19 protein-coding genes are annotated in these 20,134 nt (G+C 75.6%); 8 read left to right on the top strand and 11 right to left on the bottom strand.

Annotated features, from left to right (window positions below; translation table 11 throughout):
* Window positions 1-195 precede the first annotated feature (195 nt).
* Together ACZ6ZI_RS06470 and ACZ6ZI_RS06465 are read right to left on the bottom strand one after the other, a co-directional pair.
* On the bottom strand, window positions 196-1,695 hold the full coding sequence (locus ACZ6ZI_RS06470; RefSeq protein ID WP_469516850.1) for a DEAD/DEAH box helicase: 1,500 nt from the start codon (window positions 1,693-1,695) through the stop codon (window positions 196-198).
* A 174-nt stretch (window positions 1,696-1,869) separates the two neighbouring features.
* Entirely contained in the window at window positions 1,870-2,364 is a 495-nt protein-coding gene (locus ACZ6ZI_RS06465; protein ID WP_469516847.1) for a MarR family winged helix-turn-helix transcriptional regulator, read from the bottom strand.
* 90 nt (window positions 2,365-2,454) lie between these two features.
* Here ACZ6ZI_RS06465 and ACZ6ZI_RS06460 point away from each other — a divergent pair, with 90 nt between their 5' ends.
* Window positions 2,455-2,850 (top strand): HGxxPAAW family protein, encoded by a 396-nt coding sequence (locus ACZ6ZI_RS06460; RefSeq protein WP_469516844.1) that lies wholly within the window; start codon window positions 2,455-2,457, stop codon window positions 2,848-2,850.
* A gap of 169 nt (window positions 2,851-3,019) precedes the next feature.
* Window positions 3,020-3,226, top strand: a complete 207-nt coding sequence (locus ACZ6ZI_RS06455; RefSeq protein WP_314253960.1) for a cold-shock protein — start codon at window positions 3,020-3,022, stop codon at window positions 3,224-3,226.
* A gap of 69 nt (window positions 3,227-3,295) precedes the next feature.
* On the opposite strand, the gene ACZ6ZI_RS06450 is transcribed toward ACZ6ZI_RS06455, so the two are convergent.
* The 3 genes from ACZ6ZI_RS06450 to ACZ6ZI_RS06440 form a co-directional block, all read right to left on the bottom strand.
* Complete coding sequence (locus tag ACZ6ZI_RS06450; RefSeq protein WP_363054085.1) at window positions 3,296-3,496, bottom strand: ferredoxin; 201 nt, start codon at window positions 3,494-3,496, stop codon at window positions 3,296-3,298.
* A 5-nt stretch (window positions 3,497-3,501) separates the two neighbouring features.
* Window positions 3,502-4,689 (bottom strand): cytochrome P450, encoded by a 1,188-nt coding sequence (locus tag ACZ6ZI_RS06445; RefSeq protein WP_469516840.1) that lies wholly within the window; start codon window positions 4,687-4,689, stop codon window positions 3,502-3,504.
* Between the two features lie 125 nt (window positions 4,690-4,814).
* On the bottom strand, window positions 4,815-5,156 hold the full coding sequence (locus tag ACZ6ZI_RS06440) for a thioredoxin family protein (RefSeq protein ID WP_469516837.1): 342 nt from the start codon (window positions 5,154-5,156) through the stop codon (window positions 4,815-4,817).
* Between the two features lie 134 nt (window positions 5,157-5,290).
* Here ACZ6ZI_RS06440 and ACZ6ZI_RS06435 point away from each other — a divergent pair, with 134 nt between their 5' ends.
* Both ACZ6ZI_RS06435 and ACZ6ZI_RS06430 read left to right on the top strand, forming a co-directional pair.
* Window positions 5,291-5,560: a hypothetical protein gene (locus tag ACZ6ZI_RS06435; protein WP_363054082.1), complete on the top strand. Its 270-nt coding sequence runs from the start codon at window positions 5,291-5,293 to the stop codon at window positions 5,558-5,560.
* A gap of 108 nt (window positions 5,561-5,668) precedes the next feature.
* A complete protein-coding gene (locus ACZ6ZI_RS06430) occupies window positions 5,669-6,271 on the top strand; it encodes a DUF7691 family protein (protein WP_469516834.1) in 603 nt (200 codons plus the stop codon).
* Window positions 6,272-6,416: 145 nt separating this feature from the next.
* Here ACZ6ZI_RS06430 and ACZ6ZI_RS06425 read toward each other — a convergent pair whose 3' ends face one another.
* Window positions 6,417-6,794 (bottom strand): DoxX family protein, encoded by a 378-nt coding sequence (locus tag ACZ6ZI_RS06425; RefSeq protein ID WP_469516830.1) that lies wholly within the window; start codon window positions 6,792-6,794, stop codon window positions 6,417-6,419.
* A 203-nt stretch (window positions 6,795-6,997) separates the two neighbouring features.
* Between ACZ6ZI_RS06425 and ACZ6ZI_RS06420 the strand changes: the two genes are divergently transcribed.
* Window positions 6,998-7,354, top strand: a complete 357-nt coding sequence (locus tag ACZ6ZI_RS06420; protein WP_363054079.1) for a YciI family protein — start codon at window positions 6,998-7,000, stop codon at window positions 7,352-7,354.
* A 62-nt stretch (window positions 7,355-7,416) separates the two neighbouring features.
* Complete coding sequence (locus ACZ6ZI_RS06415; protein WP_469516827.1) at window positions 7,417-8,661, top strand: RNA polymerase sigma factor; 1,245 nt, start codon at window positions 7,417-7,419, stop codon at window positions 8,659-8,661.
* Here the strand turns inward: ACZ6ZI_RS06415 and ACZ6ZI_RS06410 are convergent.
* The 4 genes from ACZ6ZI_RS06410 to ACZ6ZI_RS06395 all read right to left on the bottom strand — a co-directional run bounded on the left by ACZ6ZI_RS06410 (window position 8,651) and on the right by ACZ6ZI_RS06395 (window position 17,231).
* The gene (locus ACZ6ZI_RS06410) at window positions 8,651-10,171 is read right to left on the bottom strand and encodes a condensation domain-containing protein (protein ID WP_469516823.1); all 1,521 of its coding nucleotides are present in this window, start codon (window positions 10,169-10,171) and stop codon (window positions 8,651-8,653) included. The two genes, ACZ6ZI_RS06415 and ACZ6ZI_RS06410, sit on opposite strands and share 11 nt — an antisense overlap.
* A gap of 117 nt (window positions 10,172-10,288) precedes the next feature.
* A complete protein-coding gene (locus tag ACZ6ZI_RS06405; protein WP_469516820.1) occupies window positions 10,289-11,275 on the bottom strand; it encodes an ABC transporter ATP-binding protein in 987 nt (328 codons plus the stop codon).
* Window positions 11,272-13,977: a hypothetical protein gene (locus tag ACZ6ZI_RS06400; protein WP_469516817.1), complete on the bottom strand. Its 2,706-nt coding sequence runs from the start codon at window positions 13,975-13,977 to the stop codon at window positions 11,272-11,274. Before ACZ6ZI_RS06400 ends, ACZ6ZI_RS06405 begins: the two co-directional genes overlap by 4 nt.
* Window positions 13,974-17,231 (bottom strand): FtsX-like permease family protein, encoded by a 3,258-nt coding sequence (locus ACZ6ZI_RS06395; RefSeq protein ID WP_469516814.1) that lies wholly within the window; start codon window positions 17,229-17,231, stop codon window positions 13,974-13,976. The genes ACZ6ZI_RS06400 and ACZ6ZI_RS06395 overlap by 4 nt, the downstream gene beginning before the upstream one ends.
* A gap of 303 nt (window positions 17,232-17,534) precedes the next feature.
* Between ACZ6ZI_RS06395 and ACZ6ZI_RS06390 the strand changes: the two genes are divergently transcribed.
* The gene (locus ACZ6ZI_RS06390) at window positions 17,535-18,197 is read left to right on the top strand and encodes an ABC transporter ATP-binding protein (RefSeq protein WP_469517660.1); all 663 of its coding nucleotides are present in this window, start codon (window positions 17,535-17,537) and stop codon (window positions 18,195-18,197) included.
* A gap of 48 nt (window positions 18,198-18,245) precedes the next feature.
* Here ACZ6ZI_RS06390 and ACZ6ZI_RS06385 read toward each other — a convergent pair whose 3' ends face one another.
* Window positions 18,246-18,539 carry an STAS domain-containing protein gene (locus tag ACZ6ZI_RS06385; RefSeq protein ID WP_469516811.1) on the bottom strand — a complete coding sequence of 98 codons (294 nt, stop codon included), beginning with the start codon at window positions 18,537-18,539 and terminating at the stop codon, window positions 18,246-18,248.
* A 428-nt stretch (window positions 18,540-18,967) separates the two neighbouring features.
* On the opposite strand from ACZ6ZI_RS06385, the gene ACZ6ZI_RS06380 reads away from it, so the two are divergent.
* The gene (locus ACZ6ZI_RS06380) at window positions 18,968-19,870 is read left to right on the top strand and encodes a hypothetical protein (RefSeq protein WP_469516808.1); all 903 of its coding nucleotides are present in this window, start codon (window positions 18,968-18,970) and stop codon (window positions 19,868-19,870) included.
* Window positions 19,871-20,134: the final 264 nt, after the last annotated feature.

Genomic DNA, 20,134 nt, shown 5'->3' with positions numbered 1-20,134 from the left:
GCCCGCGGCATCCGCCCGGTCGCGGTCCCGACCGGGCCCCGTGCGTCCCGCGTGCCCCCGTGCCCCCGGGCCCCGTGCGTCCCGCGTGCCCCCGTGCCCCCGCGCGCTCCGCGTGCGCGACGGCGCGGGCGCCGGCCCTCCGGGGGGACCGGCGCCCGCGCCGTCGTCGTGTGGGCCCGGGCCCCTTCGGCCGCGCTACAGGCCCTTGCGGACGCGGGCCGCGCGGCGCGCCTCGGCGGCCTGACGGGCCTCGATGGTCTTGCGGGACTCCTTGCCCCGGCCGGTGCGGCCCGGCCGGGTGCCCATGCCGCGGAAGCCCAGCTCGGTACCGCTGGGCCGCCCCTTGGCGTCGGTGGCCGCGGCGCCGGCGAGGGGGACGCCCGAGGGAGCCTTGGCGCCGGTGATGCGGGAGAGCGCGGCCTCCCCGGAGCGCACCTGGGTGATCGTCGGCCGGATCTTGGCGTCGGCCATCAGGCGCACCATGTCGCGCCGCTGGTTCGGCGTGACGAGGGTGACGACCTTGCCGGACTCCCCGGCGCGGGCGGTGCGTCCGCCCCGGTGCAGGTAGTCCTTGCTGTCGGCCGGCGGATCGACGTTGACGACGAGGTCGAGGTCGTCGACGTGGATGCCGCGCGCCGCCACGTTCGTCGCGACCAGCACCGTGATCAGGCCGTCCTTGAACTGGCCGAGGGTGCGGGTGCGCTGCGGCTGGGACTTGCCGCTGTGCAGCCCCTCCGCCCGTACGCCCATGGCCCGCAGGTGCTTCACGAACTGGTCCACGCCGTGCTTGGTGTCCAGGAACATGATCACCCGGCCCTCGCGCGCGGCGATCTCGGTGGCCGCCGAGATCTTGTCGGCGGAGTGGATGTGCAGCACGTGGTGGTCCATGGTGCCGACCGAGGCGGACTGGGGGTCCACCGAGTGCGAGACCGGGTCCTTCAGGTAGCTGCGCACGAGCTGGTCGACGTTGCGGTCCAGGGTCGCCGAGAACAGCATCCGCTGCCCGTCGTGGTGCGTCCGGTCCAGGATCTCGGTGACCTGCGGCATGAAGCCCATGTCGCACATCTGGTCGGCCTCGTCGAGGACGGTGATCCGCACCCGCTCCAGGTGCACGTCACGCCGTCCGACCAGGTCGCTCAGCCGGCCGGGGGTGGCCACGACGACCTCCACGCCGGTGCGCAGCGCACCCGACTGGCGGCCGATGGACAGTCCGCCGACCACGGTGCACATGCGCAGGTCCAGCGCCCGCGCATACGGCTCCAGCGCCTCCGTCACCTGCTGCGCCAGTTCGCGCGTCGGTACGAGGACCAGCGCGTGCGGTCGCTTCGGCTCGGCCCGGCGTCCGGCGGTGCGGGCCAGGAGGGCCAGCCCGAAGGCCAGGGTCTTGCCGGACCCGGTCCGTCCGCGGCCGAGGATGTCGCGGCCCGCGAGCGAGTTGGGGAGCGTGGCCGCCTGGATGGGGAACGGCCGCTCCACCCCCAGGTCGGTCATGGTCGTCACCAGCTCGGGGGGCAGGTCGAGCTCCTCGAAGGCCGTGACCGGCGCCAGCGCCGGGGTGACGGCCTTGGGCATCGTGAACTCGCCCTGGGGCCCGAGGGTCCGGGGAGCCTTGCCGGCGCCCTTGGCGCCCGCCTTGTTGCCTGCCTTCGCTCCGGCCTTGATGCCGAAACGCCCGTGGGGTGACGGGTTCTTCATGCAGAACCTTCCGTGAGGAGTGCGTGCGCGCGCACGCGGACACGCGTGGTGAACGGCGACGAGCCGGGGCCCGTACCCCTTCGGTACGGGCCCCGGCTCGTCGTACGTGTCCGCACCGGGCGGAAGCGCCCCGCGCTGCAAGTTTCCCGCCATTTTACCAGTCGGCGCCGGTGGCTACGGGGCGGCGGAGTCCAGCTCGCCGGAGCGGAGCCGGTCCAGGTGCGCGCGGATCTCGACCGTCGCCCGCCCGAACCAGTCGGCGATGACGGCGATCTCGTCGGGGGAGTACTCGGCGAACACGGCGCCGAGCCGGTCGTAGAAGGGCTGGTAGACGGAGAAGATCCGGACGGCCGCGGCCGGGTCGGCCACCACCCGGACCCGGCGCCGGTCGGCCGGGTCGGGTTGGCGGTGCGCGTACCCGGCGCGTTCCAGACGGTTGAGCACGCCGGTGACGGCCCCGGTGGTCAGGTTGGTCAGGGCGGCGAGGTCGCCGGCGGCGAGCGGGGTGTCCCCGGCGCCCAGGACGTGGCCCAGGCAGGTCAGGTCGGTGACGTTCAGCCCGAGGAGCTGCGCCACCTCCTGCTGGCCGATGAGGCCGAGGGCCACGTACTGGTCCATGCGCGAGATCGCCTCCGCGGCCGTGGCCGGGGGGCGGGGCTTGCCCTGCAAGCGAATACTCCTTAGCATCTAAGTTACTTAGCTCGTGAGATAAAAGATCCTCTTCCGAGCCTACTGCTGCCCGCCCTTCCAGGGAGAACCATGAGCGCGCACGGACACGTCGACCTCGGCCACACCGTGGCCGGCTGGACCGGCACCACCCTCGCCCTGCTGGGCACCGCCGGAGCCGGCGCCGCCCTGTGCGCGGCCTGGGCCCCGGGCGTCTGGCTCGGTCTCGGTCTCGTCGCCGCGGCCGGCCTCGTCACCTGGCTGCTGCACCTGTCCGGTTGGGGCAAGCCCAGCGGGCCGCGGCCCGAGTCGCAGTGGGACTGGCGCACCCGCGACACCTCCGCCCGGACGGGCCACGTCGACTGTCTGGGATGTCGGCTCGCGGGCTCGCGGCGCGGCGGCGCCCCCGTCCCGGCCCCCGTGTCCGCCGCCGTCCCGGCCTCCCGGGTCGCCGCGACCTCGCCCGTCGGGGAGGGCGGCGCCCCGTAGCGCCCCCTGGCGCCCCGTGGTGCGCGGTGCGTCGTACGGGCGAATCGTCGACCGGATGTTCGATGCGCCTCGGTTGGCCGCGCCTGGCGTGTGCCGCGCGGGGCGGGTGGGCACTATCGAGACGGCTGCGCATGCGGCCCGCGTGGAACGTTGAGAAGGATCGGCACTGATGGCAACTGGCACTGTGAAGTGGTTCAACTCGGAGAAGGGGTTCGGCTTCATCCAGCAGGACGACGGCGGTCCGGACGTGTTCGTCCACTTCTCCGCCATCCAGACCACCGGCTTCAAGGAGCTGGCCGAGGGCGCGTCCGTCGAGTACGACGTCACCCAGGGCCCCAAGGGCCCCCAGGCCGAGAACGTGGTGCCGCTCCGCTGACGGCGCTCCACCCGACGGGAGCCCCCACCGGTCCTCCGGTGGGGGCTCCCGCGTCCCGTCCGGGGTCCCTCAGGCCCGCGCCTCGACGACGGAGATCGCCGACACCGGGCAGGCCCGGGCGGCCTCCCGCACCAGGGGGCCGCCGTCCCCTCCCTCCCGCCCGGGCAGGACCTCGCCGAGACCGTCGTCGTCCTGCGTGAACACCCCGGGAGCCGTCAGCGCGCACTGGCCGGCGCCGACGCAGCGGTCCCGGTCCACGGAGATCCGCACGCCGCTCACCACGTCACGGGCAGTTCGAGCATGCCCTGGAGGGTGTCCCCGGGTTTGAACGGGATCCGGTCGGGGTCCACCGCCGGCCGCAGCCCCGGGAACCGCTCGAAGAGGGCGCCGAGGGCGATCTCCATCTCGGCGCGGGCCAGGTTCTGCCCCAGGCACTGGTGGATGCCGAAACCGAAGGCCAGGTGGTGGCGGTTCGGCCGGTTCCAGTCCAGCGCGTCGGGCTCCTCGAACACGGCCTCGTCGCGGTTGATGACGGAGGTCGGGAAGACCACCCCCTCGTCCTTGCGGATCGTCACGCCCGCGATCTCGATGTCCCGCGCGGCCACGCGCAGCAGACCGTCGGCGATCGACAGGAACCGCATCAGCTCCTCCACCACCTCCGGCATCAGCTTCGGATCGGCGCGCAGCTCGGCCAGCCGCTCGGGGTGCCGCAACAGGGTGAAGGCCCCCAGCGAGATCATGTTCGCCGTCGTCTCGTGGCCGGCCACCAGCAGGATCAGGGCCAGCGCCACCAGCTCCGGCACGTCCGTCTCGCCGGTCTCCAGGCGCGTCGCGATCAGCTCGTCGAGCAGGCCGTCCCCCGGTGTGGAGCGCTTGCGTCCGATGAGCCCCTCCAGGTAGGCGTCCAGCGCCTCCCGCGCCCCCTCGACGTCGGCGAGCTCCGGGCCGCGCAACAGCCGCCGCGACTGCTCCTCGAAGAACTCGTGGTCCTCGTACGGGACCCCGAGCAGGTCGCAGATCACCATCGAGGGCAGCGGCAGGGCGAAGGCGCCGACCAGCTCCGCGCCCGGACCGTCGGCCTCCATCGCGTCGAGCAGCCGGTCCACGATCTGCCGGATCGCCGGCCGCAGCGCCGCCGTGCGCTTCAGGGTGAAGCTCGGGATGAGCATCCGGCGCTGCGCGTTGTGCTCCGGGTCGTCCACCCCGAGGAGCGCGGTCCGGCGGAAGCGGATCCCCTTGAGGCGCCTGCTGGTGGCGGGGAAGGCGTCGTTCTCGCGGTTCGTGGACAGTCGCCCGTCGGCGAGCAGCGCGCGCGCCTCGGCGTGGCCGGTGACGGCCCACACCGAGCGCCCGTCGAAGAGGGTGACCCGGGAGAGCGGTCGGTCCTCCCGGAGGGGTCCGTAGGCGGTCGGCGGGTGGTAGGGGCAGGTCCGGTCCTGGGGGAAGGCAACGGCATCGGGCATCACAAGCACCTCACAAGCGGTGGTTCCGTCTCGCCGGACTCCATTACATGCCTAAGGCACCTATCCCACCTACACCAGTTTCGGCCGGCCTGCCCGGGTTCACCCGCGGGGGCGTGCGGTACCCCTCACAGGTGCGCGTCGACGAAGGCGCGGAACTCCTCCGCGCCCAGCGGCCCCTCGTGACGGGCCGCCGGCTCGTCACCGCCGCGCAGCAGCAACACCGTCGGCGCGCCCGTGACCCCGTAGCGGCGGGTCGCCGCCGGGCAGCGGGTGATGTCGACCCGTACGGCGGTCAGTCGGGCCCCGTACTCCTCGGCCAGCTCCGCCAGCAGCGCGTCCATCGCGCGGCCGGTTTCGATCGCCTTGGGCCAGCTGCCGGTGAAGTGGGCGAGGACCGGGCCCGGGCTCATCGTGAGGACGAAGTCGAACTCCGCGTCCTCCAGCGGTCGGTGTACCTGCCGGGTCATGGGTGGTGCTCCTCGTGTCGTCACTGCCGGTGGCGCCAGCGTAGGCGCTCGCGACCGCGCGGACGCACCCGGCGGCGGTCCCGTCCCGGCCCGCGCCCCGGGGCGTTGTCAGTGGCTCCTGTGAAGCTGGGGCCATGGACGACAGGATGCTGCGGCGCCGGGTCTACGGCGCCGACCACGACGATCCCGATCCCGGGCCCCGCCCCGGCCACGCCTACGGCGAACTCGTGGGCGGCCCCTTGGACGGGCTCCTCCTCGACGTCACGGGCTGGAGCCCCACCCGCCTGGCCGAGGAGGCGCGCCTGCCCACCGAGATAGGCCGTCACGGGCCCGGCGGCCGGGCCCACTACCGCCGCCGCCCGCACGACCCGGACCACTGGGACTGGGCCGGCGACGGCCGGTAGCGGTACCCGGGGCGCGCCCGGACCGTCCGAAGGGGTCCCGGGCCCGCCGTCCGGGGATCATGGGACATCATCGTGGAGCGAGAGGACGCGGCCGTGGTTCACCTGGTCATGAGTACGGGCAGCATGCGCGAGCCGATGAGGCTGCTGACCGCCGTGGAACGCACACCGGACCAGGAGCGAACCCTCGCCGTCGTCCGCGAGAGGTGCGCCGCCGTCGACGGGCGGCTGCGCGACCGCGGCGTCCACCTGGAGGTCCCCGCCGCCCGGGCGCTGGAGGAACTGCTGGACGGCGACGTCGGCGCCGAGGAGGGCGCCGGCTACCACTACGCCCTGCACGCGCTCATCTCCGCGTACTTCTCGGACACCCACGACCTCGGGGACCGGGCGCGCCCGTCGTGGTTGTCCACCGTCGACGAGGAGATGTCCGCCGCCGGCGTCCCGGCCGACCTGGGCATCGGGGAGATCGTGACGTCCGGACCGCCGGTGCGCCTGCCGTCCGCGGGGGACGGCACGCCCTGGATGGGCACCTTCCCCACGGAGCGGGCCGCCGCCTTCGTCGCGGCCAACGAGGCCGTGCTGGACCGGGTGGATCCGGAGGTGGCGCAGACGGTCGGGTGCTTCCTGAAGGCCATCCGCTTCGAGGCCGAGCGGTGGGAGTCCACCGGGGCCGACCGGCGCACCCGGGACACCCTGTTCTTCTGGTGTTCCTGACACGTGCGACGGAACCCCCGGTCCGCCGACGTGCGACCGGGGGCTCCTGACCGCACTTCCGCCGGGGCCACCGGTTCGGATGCACCGCGTACGGAAGTCGCGAGAAGGGGTTCCCGAGGCGCTCCGGGGTGTCGCGGCGCCGCTCTCAGGCGGAACCGGCCGAGCGGCTCACGCCGCGGGCCCACAGGACGAGCGGCACCTGCAACGGAAGCCGCCCGTAGGCCACCGCCCGGTGGCCCGGGGAACGACGGCGCGCGTCCGCGGCCATCTTGACGTTCGCGGGGAACACCCCGACGAAGAACGCCGCCGTGGCCCCCGCCGCCACCCGCCGGGTCCTCGGATGGGCCACGCCCACCGCGAGGGCCAGCTCGGCCGCTCCGCTCGCGTAGGTCCACAGCCGCGGGCCGCCCGGCAGGGAGCGGGGGACGATCGCGTCGAACTGCCTGGGCGCGACCGCGTGCGCCACGGCCGCGCCGGCCAGCAGACCGGCGAGGAGCAGCGGGGAGGAAGGGGTGCGGGGCATCGGGAGTCCTCTCGGAGTGTCAGGGAGCGCGATCCTACTCGCGGGTAGCTATCGGGGGACAGGCCCGGTGGCGCCCGTCCGGTGGCCGCGTCCGCGAATTCCTCGAAGAATCTTTCCCGGACCCGTCGATCCCGGCGTCTCCCGTTCGACGTACGGGTGAGAGGCGGGGAGGACCCCGCCGCCCCACCGACCGAGGAGTCACCATGCCGCGCTTCCTGACCCTGATCCGCATCGACGAGCAGAACCTGCCGCCCGAGAACTTCCCGGCGGACTTCGAGCAGCGGATGGGCGCCCTCCTGGAGGAGATCACCAAGGCCGGGGTCATGCTCGACACCGCCGGCCTGCTCCCCACCGCCGAGGCCACCAGGATCACCTGGTCGGGCGGGCGGACCACCTTCACCGACGGTCCCTTCACCGAGACCAAGGAGGTCGTCGGCGGCTACGCCCTCCTCCAGTGCAAGGACAAGGCCGAGGCCGTCGAGTGGACCACTCGCTTCCTGGAGACGCACCCCGAGAGCTGGCACGTCGGCGCCGAGGTCAGGGAGATCGCCGCGATGTGAGCCACGCGCCGCCCCGGCGGCGCGTTTGCCCCGCTCCGTCACGGCTGCTCTGATGGGTGGCCGTGACGGCAGCGAGTACGACCCGGGCGGTCGAAACGGTGTTCAGGATCGAGTCCGCGCGGATCATCGCCGCCGTGGCCCGGATCGTGCGGGACGTCGGCATCGCCGAGGAGATCGCCCAGGACGCCCTCGTCGCCGCCCTGGAACAGTGGCCCGACGCGGGCGTCCCCGAACGGCCCGGTGCCTGGCTGATGACCACCGCCCGACACCGGGCGGTCGACCTCGTGCGCCGCCGCGAGACCTACGCCCGCAAACTCGCCGAGGTCGGCCGCGCCCTGGAGGACGTACCGCCCCCGCCCGACCCGGCTGACCCCGACGACATCGACGACGACCTGCTGCGCCTGGTCTTCACCGCCTGCCACCCCGTCCTGTCGACGGAGGGCCGCATCGCCCTGACCCTGCGCCTGGTCGGCGGCCTCACCACCCGGGAGATCGCCCGCGCCTTCCTGACCGTCGAGCCGACCGTCGCCCAACGCGTCGTCCGCGCGAAGCGGACCCTGGCCAAGGCGGCGGTGCCCTACGAGGTCCCCTACGGCGCCGACCGCGAGGCGCGCCTCGGCTCCGTCCTGGAGGTCATCTACCTGATCTTCAACGAGGGCTACTCCGCCACCGCCGGCGACGACCTGCTGCGCCCCGCCCTCTGCGAGGACGCCCTGCGCCTGGCCCGGCTCCTCACCGCCCTCGCGCCACGGGAGCCCGAGGCGCACGGGCTGTGCGCGCTGCTGGAGTTCCAGGCCTCGCGCACCGCCACCCGCACCGGCCCGGACGGTGAGCCGGTGCTCCTCGCCGACCAGAACCGCACCCGCTGGAACCGCATGCTCATCCGACGCGGGACCCGGGCCCTGGGACGCGCCGGCACCGGCCCGTACTCCCTCCAGGCCGCCATCGCCGGCTGCCACGCCACCGCCGTCCGCTACGAGGACACCGACTGGGAGGCCATCGCCGCCCTCTACGCCGCCCTCGCCCGGCTGACCCCCTCCCCGGTCGTCGAACTGAACCGGGCGGTCGCCGTCTCCATGGCCGAAGGCCCCGGTGCGGCCCTGCCCCTGGTCGACGCCCTCGCGGACGAGAGCGCGCTGCGCTCCTACCACCTGCTGCCGAGCGTGCGCGGCGACCTGCTGGAGCGGCTCGGGCGCGGCGCGGAGGCACGGGCCGAGTTCGAACGGGCGGCGGCCCTCACCCACAACGCCAGGGAACGCGACCTGCTGCTGGCCCGCGTCGCCGCCTTGCGGGACCTCAGCCCCTGACGGGCGCCCCGCTCTCCCGCGTCCGGCGCGGAGGCGTCAGCGCGACCGGCCGGCGGAAGCCGCCCGAGCGCGCGATGCCGCGCACCGTCGCCCGCAACGCCTCCTGGAAGTCGCCCATCGTGCGCCGCGCGGCCGCCGTGTCCACGTAGATCGAGTTCATGTGCAGCCCGTCCGCGTCCCGCTGGAACCAGGAACAGGCGCCGTTCGCCCGAGCGGACCACACGTGGGTCGTGGGCCGCCACGCGTCGTGGTGCTCGGCGCCCGGGCACTTGCGCATGTCCAGGTAGGAGAAGAAGTTCACCGGGTACGGCCACGAGCGCGCGGCGAACTGCTCGGGCGCCAGCAACTCCCAGGCCCGTACGAACGGGACGTCGATGTGCCGGATCATCTCCCCGAACCCGGCCCGCACCGAAGCCATCACCTGCGCGAAGTCCCGCCCCGGCGAGGCGTCGAACTCGATCGGCATGGTGTTGACGAACCAGCCCACCGCGTCGTTCCACGCACCGCGCCCGCGCTCGCTGACCGGCATGAACCCCCGGTAGACACCGGGACCGCCCGCCTCGCGCAGACAGACCGCGACCGAACCGAGCACGCCCATGAAGGGCTTCGCGTCCACCTCGTGACAGACCTTCTCGAACACCTCCGCCTCGGCGGCGTCCAGGAGGGTGGAGGCCTCGTTGACGATCGGGTACATCCGGTCCGGCTCGACGCCCAGGTCGAGCGGGAAGCGCGGGAAGAACTCCCCGTTGCGCGCGATGAACGACTTCCAGTAGTCCAGGCGTTCGTCGGCGACGTCGATGGACAGGTAGCGGCGCCGCTGCTCCTCCGCGAAGTCCAGGTAGCTGGGCGGATCGGCCTGCTCCGGGTGCCCGCCGCGCCGCAGGGCCTCGTACTCCGTGCACACCTCGCGGACCACGATCGGCATCGACATGCCGTCGCAGACGATGTGGTCGAAGGCGAGGTAGACCGTCGCCGAGTCGGGCCGCAGGACCGCGCCCATCGTGAACAGCGGCCACGACAGGGTGTCGATGCTGCGCTTGAAGCGCTCCACCAGGAACTCGCGCAGTGCGCCGGCCTCCTCGAAGGTGGCCATGTGCACCGGTTCCAGGGCAAGTTCATCGGCGGCGAGGGGTTCGCACGCCAGCTCGCCGGCCAGCCTGCGGAACTCGCACCGCAGCACCTCGTGCCGCCCGACCAGCCCCAACAGGGCCCTGGAGAGGGCCTCCTCGTCGAGCGGGCCGTCGATCTCGAACGTGACGGCCAACCAGGACGCGACCGGGTCGTCGGCCCCGCGGCTCTCCTCGGCGACCGTGAAGTGCTTGTCCTGGTTGAAGGACGCCCTCCTGCCCACCCCCTCCGACCGTCGCGGAGCGTCGGAGCCGGACCGGGCGGCCGGCACCGGGAGCGGGGCGGTCGCGGTCGCCGCGCCCTCCGCGGCCGTGGACCGCAACCTCCACTCGACCACGCGTCCCGGCGCCAGGTGGTGCATCTCCAGAGGAAACTGCCGCATTCCGTCATCCCTTCGCCCCCCGAGTCAACCCCGAGCGCCTAACGACACCCGGACCACGGAAGTGACGCCCGCGCCGCCGCGGCACGTCGAGGCGGTGGACGGAAGGTCACCGGCGCGTCAACCGGTGGTCGACCGGTCCGGGCCCGGGCCGGTGTCCACGTCGTCGGGACGGACCTCGATGCGGTCGGCGGCGAGATCGACGGCGACCCGGTGCTCCATGCCGAGCGCCTCCAGGAACTTGTGCGGCAGCTGCACCCGCCCCGTGCGGTCCAACATCACGTACTCCCGCTCGCTGACCGACTCGGTGCCGTCCTCGTCGGTGACGGTGCGCCGCAGCACCTCGCTGCTGGTGCGGCCGTCGCGGATGGCCACCGTGCGGCGCACCTCGCCCGCCACCATCGGGTCGTGGGTGACGATCACCACGGTCGCGCCCAGCTCCCGGTTGACCGTACGGAACGCCTCGAAGACGGCCTCGCCGGTCTCGGAGTCCAGCTCGCCCGTCGGTTCGTCGGCGAGCAGCACCGCCGGGTCGTTGGCCATGGCCACCGCGATCGCGACGCGCTGCTGTTGGCCGCCGGAGAGCCCGTCGGGACGGCGGTCGGCGAGGTCGCCGATGCCCAGGGCCTCCAGGAGGTCGGCCGCCCGCCGCGCGTGTCGGGCGCCGGCGCGCCGCCCGCCGCCCCTCAACCGCATGGGCAGGGCGACGTTCTGGGCGGCCGTCAGGAAGGGCATCAGGTTGCGGGCCGTCTGCTGCCAGACGAAGCCGACCGCCTCGCGCCGGTAGCGAAGCCGGTCCTTGGCGGACATCTCCAGCAGGTCGTAGCCGTCGACCGAGGCCCGGCCCGCGGTGGGGACGTCCAGGCCGGCCAGGATGTTGAGCAGCGTGGACTTGCCGCTGCCGGACGCGCCGACCAGTGCCACCAGATCACCCCGGGCCACGCTCAGTTCCAGACCCTGGAGCGCCTGCACCTCCACCCCGGCGGTGCTGAAGATCCGTACCAGACGGTCGCAGACGATGGCCGCGTCGGCCGACCGGACGCGCGGTTCGGCCGCGGCCAGCGCCTGGCGGCGCAGCTCCTCGTACGTGGGCGCTTCGGTGTTCAAGGTCGGTCTCCCGCTCTCAACTCGGTGGTGATCTGACGCCGGCCGGACACCGCCGCCTCGACGAGCACGGCCGCGGCCACCAACGCGGCCAGGCCGAGCGCCTGCGTGAGCACGGGCGCCGCCGCGAACCGCACCCCGACGGGCACGCCGGAGCCGACCAGCGTCGACAGGTCCACGGCCGGGCCGAGCAGCAGCACGGCGCAGGCCGCGACGCCGGCGCCGCCGACGGCAGCCACCACCGCCTGCGGCAGGGACTCCGCGACGATCAGCGCCACGCCCTGCCGGGGCCGCAGCCCCATCGTCCGCAACCGCGCCAACAGGGCGGCCCGGTCCGGGCCCGTCCGCGCGAGCGTGAGCAGCACGGCCAGCACCGCGAAGCCCGCGGCGCCCGCGAGCGAGGCCCAGAACAGCCGTTCCGCGGAGCTCTGCAACGGGTCCGAGGCGAGCGCCGCGACGGCGCCCCCGCTCGTGCGGACCAGGTAGCGGTCGGCCGTCCCGGCCGGCGCGGAGGCCTCCATCAGCGCCTTCAACCGGTCCTCGCCGACGGACCCGAGGGCGAACCAGTGCGTGGCCCCGGCCGTCGCGGCGATCCGGGCGGTGACCGGTCCGGCGGGCAGCACCACGATCGCCCGCGCGTCGCCCGACAGGGCGGGGGAGCCCTTGACCACACCGGCCGACCTCGCCCGCAGCTCCTCGCCGTTGCCGAGCCGCAGCCGGTAGACCCCGTCGGGGCTCTGCCCGTCCAGTTCCCTGCTGAACAGGGCGGGCACCGGGGCGTCGGCGCCCGCGTCGGGGCCCGACAGCGGCCCCGGGTCGATCTGTCCGCGCCCCACGACCCGCGCCAGCTCGGCGTAGCGCCGGGGGTCGGCCACGATCACCGTGGTCTGCGCGAAGCCCCGGTCGGTGCCGAAGACGAACGCCTCGTGGTCCATCCACAACCCGAGGGAGGTCCGTACGCCGGGCAGCGCGCCCGCCGCCTCCACGAACCCCCGGGGCACCGTGGCCCACGGCGGCGCCGAGACCCGGGCGTCGCCGCCGACGTCGGCCCGCGCGACGGTCGTGCGCGCGGACTCCACGGAGCTCAGAACGGTGGCCCCGAAACCGCCGGTGGTCACCGCCGCCAGCAGCGCGATCAGGGGCAGTACGGGTGGCCGTGCGCGCCCTCCCGCGCCCCGGGCCGCCCGCGCCAGGCCCAGGAAGCCGATCAGACCGGGCCGCCGCCCCGCCACCCGGGACAGCACCCCGACCAGGACGGGCAGCAGACGGGCCAGCAACAGGCCGCCGCTCAGGGCGAGCAGCAGGGGCGCGGCGATCAGCAGCGGGTCGAGGTCCGCGCCCGCGGGCGCCACCCCCCGGCGGCGGACCTGGAGCACCGCCGCCACCGTGGCGGCGAGGACCAGCAGTTCGGCCACGAGCTGGCGCCGGGGCGCGGGCCCGCGCTCGGGCGACACCAGCACGAAGGCCCGTACCGGAAGGGCCACGAGGAGGGCCAGCGTGACGGCCCCCGCGGCGCACAGCGCGGGCAGCGTCCGGGGCGTCGGCAGCAGCACGAGGGGCAGCAGGGCCCCGAGCAGCGCGGCGGGCAGCACCGTGACGGCGTTCTCGGCCAGGACCCGGCGGACGATCCCGGCGCGGGAGCCGCCCCGGGCGCGCAGCAGCCGCAGCTCCGCCTCCCTGCGGGCCGCCGTGAGGGCCGCGGCCAGGAAGAACACGACGAGCGCCACTCCGGCGAGCCCGGCCGGACCGATCGCCGCGAGCGGTGCGGCGGCCTGCCGGCGCTCCCGGGCCTCCTTGAACAGCCTCGGCAGCTCCGAGGTGATCCGCAGGTCCCCCCGCCCGGTGTCGCGGGCCAGCGCGGACGCGGTCGGGCCGGCGACGTACGAGGCGATCTCGTCGGTGGTGGCCGACAACCGGTCGGCGCGCAGCGCCCCGGTGTCCACCGGGATCCGCCAGAAGTCGACGGCGCCCGACCCCCACGGGCCGATCCGCTCCAGCGCGTCGGGTCCCACCAGGGCCGAGGTGGCCCAGCCGGGACCGACGGGGTGGCAGGCCCGGGTGGGGCACAGCAGGCCCGTCCAGTAGACCCCGTCCGGATCGTCGGCGGTGTACAGGCCGACGATCTCGGCGTTCAGTTGGCCGGCGACGTCGGGTCGGGCCCGCAGGACGGTGCCCAGCTTCGCCCCGAGGGTGTCGGCCGCGCTCTGGGACATCGCCACCGGCACCGGCCCGTCGGCGGAGCCGCCGTCCGGCCAGCGGCCGGCGACCAGCCGGGCGTGGGAACGGGCCTCGGGCAGGAACAGCAGCTGGAGGGTGGGGTCGATCTCGTCGGCGGGCCGGGTGAGTTCGGGATTGGACAGCGGGCGCGGCTTGTTGCCGGTCGTGCCGTGCACGGGACCGTCGGGGGCCGTGGCGAACCCGGCGGACGCGATCCGCGAGCGCAGGACCTCCAGGGTGGAGTCCAGCCCCTGGGGGGTGAGCGGCCCGGATTTCACGTCGGCGCGGACGTGGAGGCTGCCGGCGGCCGGACCGGCGGAGCCCAGGAAGGAGCGCAGGGCCTGGTCGGCGCCCCGGTCCAGGGCCCGGGGCAGTGCGGTGGCGAGCAGGACGGAGACGAAGGCGAGGAGCGCGGCGAGCGCGGCGGGCCCGGGAGCGGCCCGCAGCCGGGTCCGCACCCAGCCGGCCCCGGTGGACGGGCTGGTCACATTTCCTCCACGTGCCGCAGCCGCACGGCCACATCGCGTCGTCCGCGACCGCCGAGCGCGGCCGACAGGAGGGGCAGCGCGGCGATGGCGAGGGTCAGGAGCAGCAGTCGCGTGCCGGGCAGGTCCACCAGCACCTCGGGCACCGGACGCCGGGCGCCCGAGTCGAGCACCACCAGGGGGACGACCAGGTGGGTGACGGCCACGCCCAGCCCCAGGCCCACGGCGGTGCCGAGCCCCACGAGCAGCCCGCTCTCCGCGGCGGTCGTCCGGCCGAGTGCGCCGCGGTCGGCGCCCAGCGCGAGCAGGATCGCGTACTCGCGGCCGCGCTCGCGGGCCGCGGCCGTCGCGGACGCGGCGAACCCGATGGCGGCGAGCACGGCGCAGGCCGCGGCGAGCGCGCCGAGCGCCGCCTGCGGGCCCGCGCTCAGGGGGTCGTCGAGCAGGGCGGCGGCCGTCTCCTCGCGCAGCACCAGCTGTTGCCGGCCCGCCTGCGCCCGCAGGGCCTGCGCCGCCCGGGCGGGCGACGGGTCGTCCGCCGAGGCCGCGGGCAGCCACCACTCGTCGGGCGGGGGCAGGTCGTGGCCCTCCTTGGCCGCGATCAGCCGGCCGGCAGCGCCGAGGTCCACCGCCAGTGCCGTGTCCCCGACCACCGGCAGGGAGGCCACGGCCGCCGTGACGCGGACGGCGACGGTGTCGACGCCGAGGCGGACCGGCACCAGGTCGCCGACCGCCGAGCCGATGGCCTTCAGGTAGGCGTGGGTGGCCAGGCCCGGGATCTCGGACACCGGCGCCCCGGCCGTGCTCAGGACGGTCTGGTAGCCGCCCGGGACGGGGGACGGGGCACGGTAGGCCAGACGCAGCAGGGCGCCGCCGTCCGCCGTGTCGGGCCCGGGCAGGGCGGCGGCCGGGCGCCCGTCGCGGAGGGTCGGCGCGGACAGGTGCCAGGCCGGCGCGGACGCCGTCACCGCTGCGGCGGGCCCGTCGGCGGACTCGGCCACCGCCACCCGGTGCAGGGTGAGTTCGGCCTCGATGGGGTCCGTGGAGCCGCCCCCGCCGATCGTGGGGACGGCGCCCCCGAAGGTCACGGCGATCCCGGCGACGTCCAGCGGCACGGCGGCGGACCCGATCGGGGCGCCCGTCAGGGGGGTGAGGTCCACCGCGACGGTGGCCCGGCCGCCGTCGGGCAGCTCGGCCAGCGGGGAGCGGTAGGTCACGCCGTGGCGGTCGCGCAGCAGCAGGGAGACGGACGGGACCCCGCTCGTCAGGGACGCCCGTACGCTCACGTCGAGGTCGACGCGTTGCGGGCGGCCCGGCAGGGCGATGCCGGCCGGTCGGGGGGAGCCCCCGGCGAGCGGGGTGAACAGCTCCTCCATGGAGCGCCCTTCGCGCAGGTCGGCCCGGAGCGGCACCCGCCGCGCGAACGCGGGGGCGTCCACGGCGAGGAGGTCCCCCTTGGTCCCGTCGGGCAGGTCCTGCACGGTACGGATCACCGGGGTGACGCGCTCGCCGCCGGGCAGGGCCGCGTACCGTCCGCCCCGGCCCAGCGGCGGCAGGTCGCTGCCGGTGATCCGCAGTCCGCCGGCGGAGACGAAGTCGGCCTGGTCGCGCTGGGAGGCGGTCCAGGCGGTGTGTTGGCCCAGGGCGAGGACCCCGCTGGACACGGCGAGGACGAGCAGCAGGACGGGGCCGCCGACCCGCCCGGGCCGGCGGGCGAGCTGCCAGCCGACGAGCGCGGGACCGAGCCCCCGACCGCGGGCGGCGATCCGTCCGCCGAGCCGGGCCACCAGGGGCAGCAGCCGCAGGACGAGGAGGGTGCCCGCGCACAGCGCCAGGGTCGGCGCCGCGACCAGGACCGGATCCACCCCGAGACCCTCGCCCGGCCCGGTGTCCGCGCCGTCGCCGCTGTACGCGGAGAGCCGGCTGTAGGCGAGGACGGCCAGTGCCACCAGCGCGAGGTCCGCGCCGGAGCGGGCCGCTCCCGACACCAGGGCCCGCCGGCGCCCGCCGAACCGCAGGGCGGCGGCGCCCGCGCCGCGCAGCAGGGCGGGCAGCGCCGTCAACAGCACGCACAGCAGGGCCAGGCAGGCGGCGGCGGGCCACAGCAGGGCGTGCGGGGCCGTGTCGAAGGGGACCCGCGCGAGCGGCCCGTGGCCGCCGATCAGCCGCAGCAGGAGCGGGGCCAGCAGCGGGGCGAGGAGCGCCGCCGGCAGGGCGAGGAAGAGGGACTCGGTCGCGGAGAGCGCCCCGAGCCGCCGTCGGGAGGCGCCGCGCGCGATCAGCAACACCCGCTCGGCCTCCTGGCGCCGCGTCAGCAGGCCGGCCACCAGCAGCAGCGCGGCCGAGGCGAGGACGGCGAGTTGGAGCGCGCCGACCAGCAGGGTGGAGCGGGCCACCCGTTGCGCCGCCCGCAGGTCGTCCAGGAACCGCGGCAGCTCGGTGTGCGCGGCGAACCCGGACGGCACCTTCGCGTCGACGGTCCGGGACGCGCGCTCGCCCAGCTCCCGCACGTCGGCCGGGGTGGCCGCGGACAGGTCGGGGGTCAGCAGCGCGGCACGGCCGTTCTGGGGGACTGCGCCGAGCGTGAAGACGGAGTCGTCGACCAGCATCGGGCCGTAGGTGGTGAAGGCGCCGATCTGCAACTCCCGCCCCCCGAGGGGGTCGAGCCGCCAGTAGGGGGCCTCCGGCTCGGTCGCCCGGTACACGCCGGTGACGAGCACCTCCAGCGGGGCGCCGCCGTAGCGGTCCTCCAGCCGCACCTCGGCGGGCAGGGCCCGCTCGACCAACCCCAGCCGCCGCAGGGCCGCCTGGGGCACGGCCACCGGTACCCGGTCCGGGCGCTGCCCCACGGCCTCGGGCCACCGGCCCGCGAGGAGGCGTACGCGCGCGCGGTCCAGGCCCGCGAGCACGGTCAGGTCGGCGTCCCGGCCGGGCGGGCGGGCGCCGGGCAGCCCGTACGAGCGGCCGCGCGGCACGGTCTCTACGCCGACGGGCAGGCGACCGAACACCTCGCGCGCGAAGGCCCGTACGGCCGCGTCGTCCTCGGCGCGGGCACCCGCGTCGTGCTCGGTGGTCAGCAGCACGGCGGTGCGCGCGACCCCGTCGCCGGTGAGCGCGCGGCGCGTGCCGGCGTCGCCGACGGTGCGGGTGAACGCGAGCAGCGCGGTCAACGCGGTGGTGGTGATCAGTACGGTGAGCAGCACCGCGGCGGCGAGCGGCCATCGCCCGCGCAGCCGGCGCACGACGAAGCCGATCATGTGCCTTTTCCTCCCCCGTCCGGACCACTGGTCCCGGATAGCGGACGATGCTGTCAGATTCGGGCGTTCGACGGAAGGTACTTGCGTGATTGATGAGACAGATGCGCAAAATCGGTCACGAAGGTACGAGCGTGCCCGGCGGCGCCCCTCCACGGCGTGGCCGACGGCGGAGCCGGGGGAGCCACGATGACGCAGCAACGGGACACGAGCACGGCCGGCGACACCGCGGGAACCGCGGTCGACGGAACGCCGGACGGCACGGCCGCCGGCACGGTCGCGGGGGAGGGCGCCGGCGCGCCGGCGATGGTCGTCGTACGCGACGTGCGCCGCAGTTTCGGCGAGGGGGAGCGGGCCGTACACGCCCTGCGCGGAGTCTCCTTCGAGGCCCGCAAGGGCGAACTCACCGCCCTCAAGGGCCGGTCGGGCTCCGGCAAGACCACCCTGCTCAACCTCGTCGGCGGACTCGACACCCCGACCGGCGGCACCGTCGCACTCGACGGCACCGACCTGGCCGACCTGGACGAGAGCGGCCGGCTCGCCCTGCGCCGCGAGCGGATCGGCTTCGTCTTCCAGTCGTTCGGCCTGATCCCCGTGCTCACCGCCGCCGAGAACGTCGGCGTCCCGCTGCGCATGCGCAAGGTCCCCGCCGCCGCGCGGGAGGAAAGGGTGCGCACCCTCCTGGCCCTGGTGGGCCTCGCCGACCACGCGGACCAGCGGCCCGGGGAACTCTCCGGGGGGCAGCAGCAACGCGTCGCCGTGGCCCGCGCGCTGGCCAATGAGCCCGCCCTGATCATCGCGGACGAGCCCACCGGCCAGCTGGACTCCGAGACGGGTCGCTCGATCATGCGGCTGCTGCGCGCGGTGGTGCGCAGCGAGTCGGTCACCGCCCTGGTGGCCACCCATGATCCGGAACTGATGCAACTGGCCGACAGGGTAGTGGAGTTGCGTGACGGCCGGATCGTCTGAGGGAGGGCACGGGAGCGGTTTGGCGGTCCGCCGCGGGTGGCGTGGCGGTCACGCGTTCACCCGTCGTCCGGCGGCGGACGCCCGCCGCAGGCGGTGCGAGAGGGCCAGGAGGAGCCGGAACGGCCGGGAGGTACCGGACGGTTCCCAGGTACCTCCGGTCCGGGCCCAGCGCTCCAGGACGTGCAGCAGGCCGGAGTCGCAGAAGGTGACGTGGGTCGCGTCGAGCACGAGGCGGCGGGCGCCGCGGGCGGCCGCCTCGTCGAGCAGGCCGTACAGGGGGGCGCAGGTGAAGTGGTCGAACTCCCCGGCCAGGCCGAGGGCGAGGACCTCGCCGCGGAGCACGGACCGTATGCGGGAGGGAGGGTCCGCCGGGTCCGGCGGGGCGGAGGGGGCCGACGGGGCCGCCCGGTCCGAGGGCCCGGACGGGGCGAGGAACCCCGGTGCCTCCGGTGCGGGGCCGCCCGGAGCCTGTGCTCCGCCGGCCACCGGAGAAGGGGCCGCCGAGGGCGGGACCGGTGCGCTTATCGGGTGTATGCGGGCGTTCATACCCCTCACAACGGCCCCCGCCCCGGGCGGACACCGGCCCGGGCGGCCACTTCACCCGCGTGGGGCGCTCCGCTGATCCGTTCCGGCGATCTTCCGCACCCACCCGGATCCTCATGCCCCCGTGCCGGTGCCGATGCCGGCGCCCCGGCGTCCCGTCCGGCGAACGGCGCGCGCGGGGGCGCGTGGTCCCCCGCGGTCGGGCGGACATGGCGGACAGTGGGCACGTGGACGCGCACGATGATCTGGACGCGCTGGTCGAGGGGCTGTACGCCGCCCACCCGGCCGGTTTCACGGCGGCGCGCAAGGCGGCCGCCGCGCGGGCGAAGACGGCCGGTGACCCCGAGGCCGCCCGCCGGATCGCGGCGCTGCGCCGGCCGACGCTCGCGGCCTGGGCCTCGAACGTCCTCGTCCGCGCCAAGGAGGAGGAGGTCGAGCAGTTCCTCCAGCTCGGCCAGGCCCTGCGCGCGGCGCACCGCTCCCTGGACGGCGAGCAGTTGCGCGAGCTCTCGCACCAGCAGCACGTGGTCATCGGGGCCCTCGCCCGCGAGGCCGTACGGCTGGCCCAGGAGGCCGGGACGAAGGTGTCCGGCACGGTCGAGCAGGAGGTGGAGCAGATCCTGCGCGCGGTGCTGGCGGATCCCGACACGGCGCGGGAATGGGCCTCCGGGCGGCTGGAGAGGGTCCCCGAGCCGGTGGCGCACTTCCCGGAGGCCGACCCGGGCGCTGTGCCGCCACCGTCCGGCCGCCGGACCCCGCCCGATGCCCACGAGGCCCGCGACGCGCGCGATGCCCGCGATGCCCGCGATGCCCGCGACGCGCGCGAGGCCCGGGAGGCCCGCGAGGCCCGGGAGGCTCGCGAGGCCGCCGCGCGGGCCGCCGACGCCGCCGCGCGGGCCCTCGCCGAAGCCGAGGAGGAACTGCGTACGGCCGAGGAGGTCCGGCGCTCCGCGGTGGCCCGGGCCACCGCGGCGGACGCGACCCTGGCCCGCCTGGAGGCGGAGTCCGAACGGGCTCGGGCCGAGCGGGACCTGGCGTACGAGGCGGTGGAACGGGCCGAGTCCCGCCACGGCGAGGCCCTGGCCCACCGGCGGGCCGCCGCCCGCGCGGCGGGCACGACCGACGTCTGACCCCGCGCCGAGGCCGGGCCCGCCGGGGCCCGTCGCCGGAGTCGGGTGCGCGTGGCGCGCGGGGCGCGAGGGCGGCCCCGAAGGCAACGGCCCGTCCCGCCGAACGGGGCCCGCGCCCCCTTGCCGACGAGGCCGCCGGCCCGCGCCGGCCTCCGCGCCCCCGCCCGGTGTGCGGCACGCGCGCGCGAGAGGTGCCCCCGAGGGGGACGGGCTTTCACGCCGGGCCGGCCCCGCGCGAGCGGCCCGGGCGCCCCGGCCGACGAG

Source organism: Streptomyces sp. NPDC103540 (genome assembly GCF_055584445.1).
Note: the sequence above shows the minus strand (reverse complement) of the source record. Positions and strands in the feature narration are given on the sequence as shown.

Coding starts and splice junctions, on each gene's coding strand:
- ACZ6ZI_RS06435 (WP_363054082.1), top strand. CDS start 5,291: ATGGACGACAGGATGCTGCGGCGCCGGGTCTACGGCGCCGACCACGAC.
- ACZ6ZI_RS06455 (WP_314253960.1), top strand. CDS start 3,020: ATGGCAACTGGCACTGTGAAGTGGTTCAACTCGGAGAAGGGGTTCGGC.
- ACZ6ZI_RS06460 (WP_469516844.1), top strand. CDS start 2,455: ATGAGCGCGCACGGACACGTCGACCTCGGCCACACCGTGGCCGGCTGG.
- ACZ6ZI_RS06410 (WP_469516823.1), bottom strand. CDS start 10,171: ATGCGGCAGTTTCCTCTGGAGATGCACCACCTGGCGCCGGGACGCGTG.
- ACZ6ZI_RS06395 (WP_469516814.1), bottom strand. CDS start 17,231: ATGATCGGCTTCGTCGTGCGCCGGCTGCGCGGGCGATGGCCGCTCGCC.
- ACZ6ZI_RS06390 (WP_469517660.1), top strand. CDS start 17,535: ATGGTCGTCGTACGCGACGTGCGCCGCAGTTTCGGCGAGGGGGAGCGG.
- ACZ6ZI_RS06430 (WP_469516834.1), top strand. CDS start 5,669: ATGAGTACGGGCAGCATGCGCGAGCCGATGAGGCTGCTGACCGCCGTG.
- ACZ6ZI_RS06420 (WP_363054079.1), top strand. CDS start 6,998: ATGCCGCGCTTCCTGACCCTGATCCGCATCGACGAGCAGAACCTGCCG.
- ACZ6ZI_RS06445 (WP_469516840.1), bottom strand. CDS start 4,689: ATGCCCGATGCCGTTGCCTTCCCCCAGGACCGGACCTGCCCCTACCAC.
- ACZ6ZI_RS06440 (WP_469516837.1), bottom strand. CDS start 5,156: ATGACCCGGCAGGTACACCGACCGCTGGAGGACGCGGAGTTCGACTTC.
- ACZ6ZI_RS06470 (WP_469516850.1), bottom strand. CDS start 1,695: ATGAAGAACCCGTCACCCCACGGGCGTTTCGGCATCAAGGCCGGAGCG.
- ACZ6ZI_RS06425 (WP_469516830.1), bottom strand. CDS start 6,794: ATGCCCCGCACCCCTTCCTCCCCGCTGCTCCTCGCCGGTCTGCTGGCC.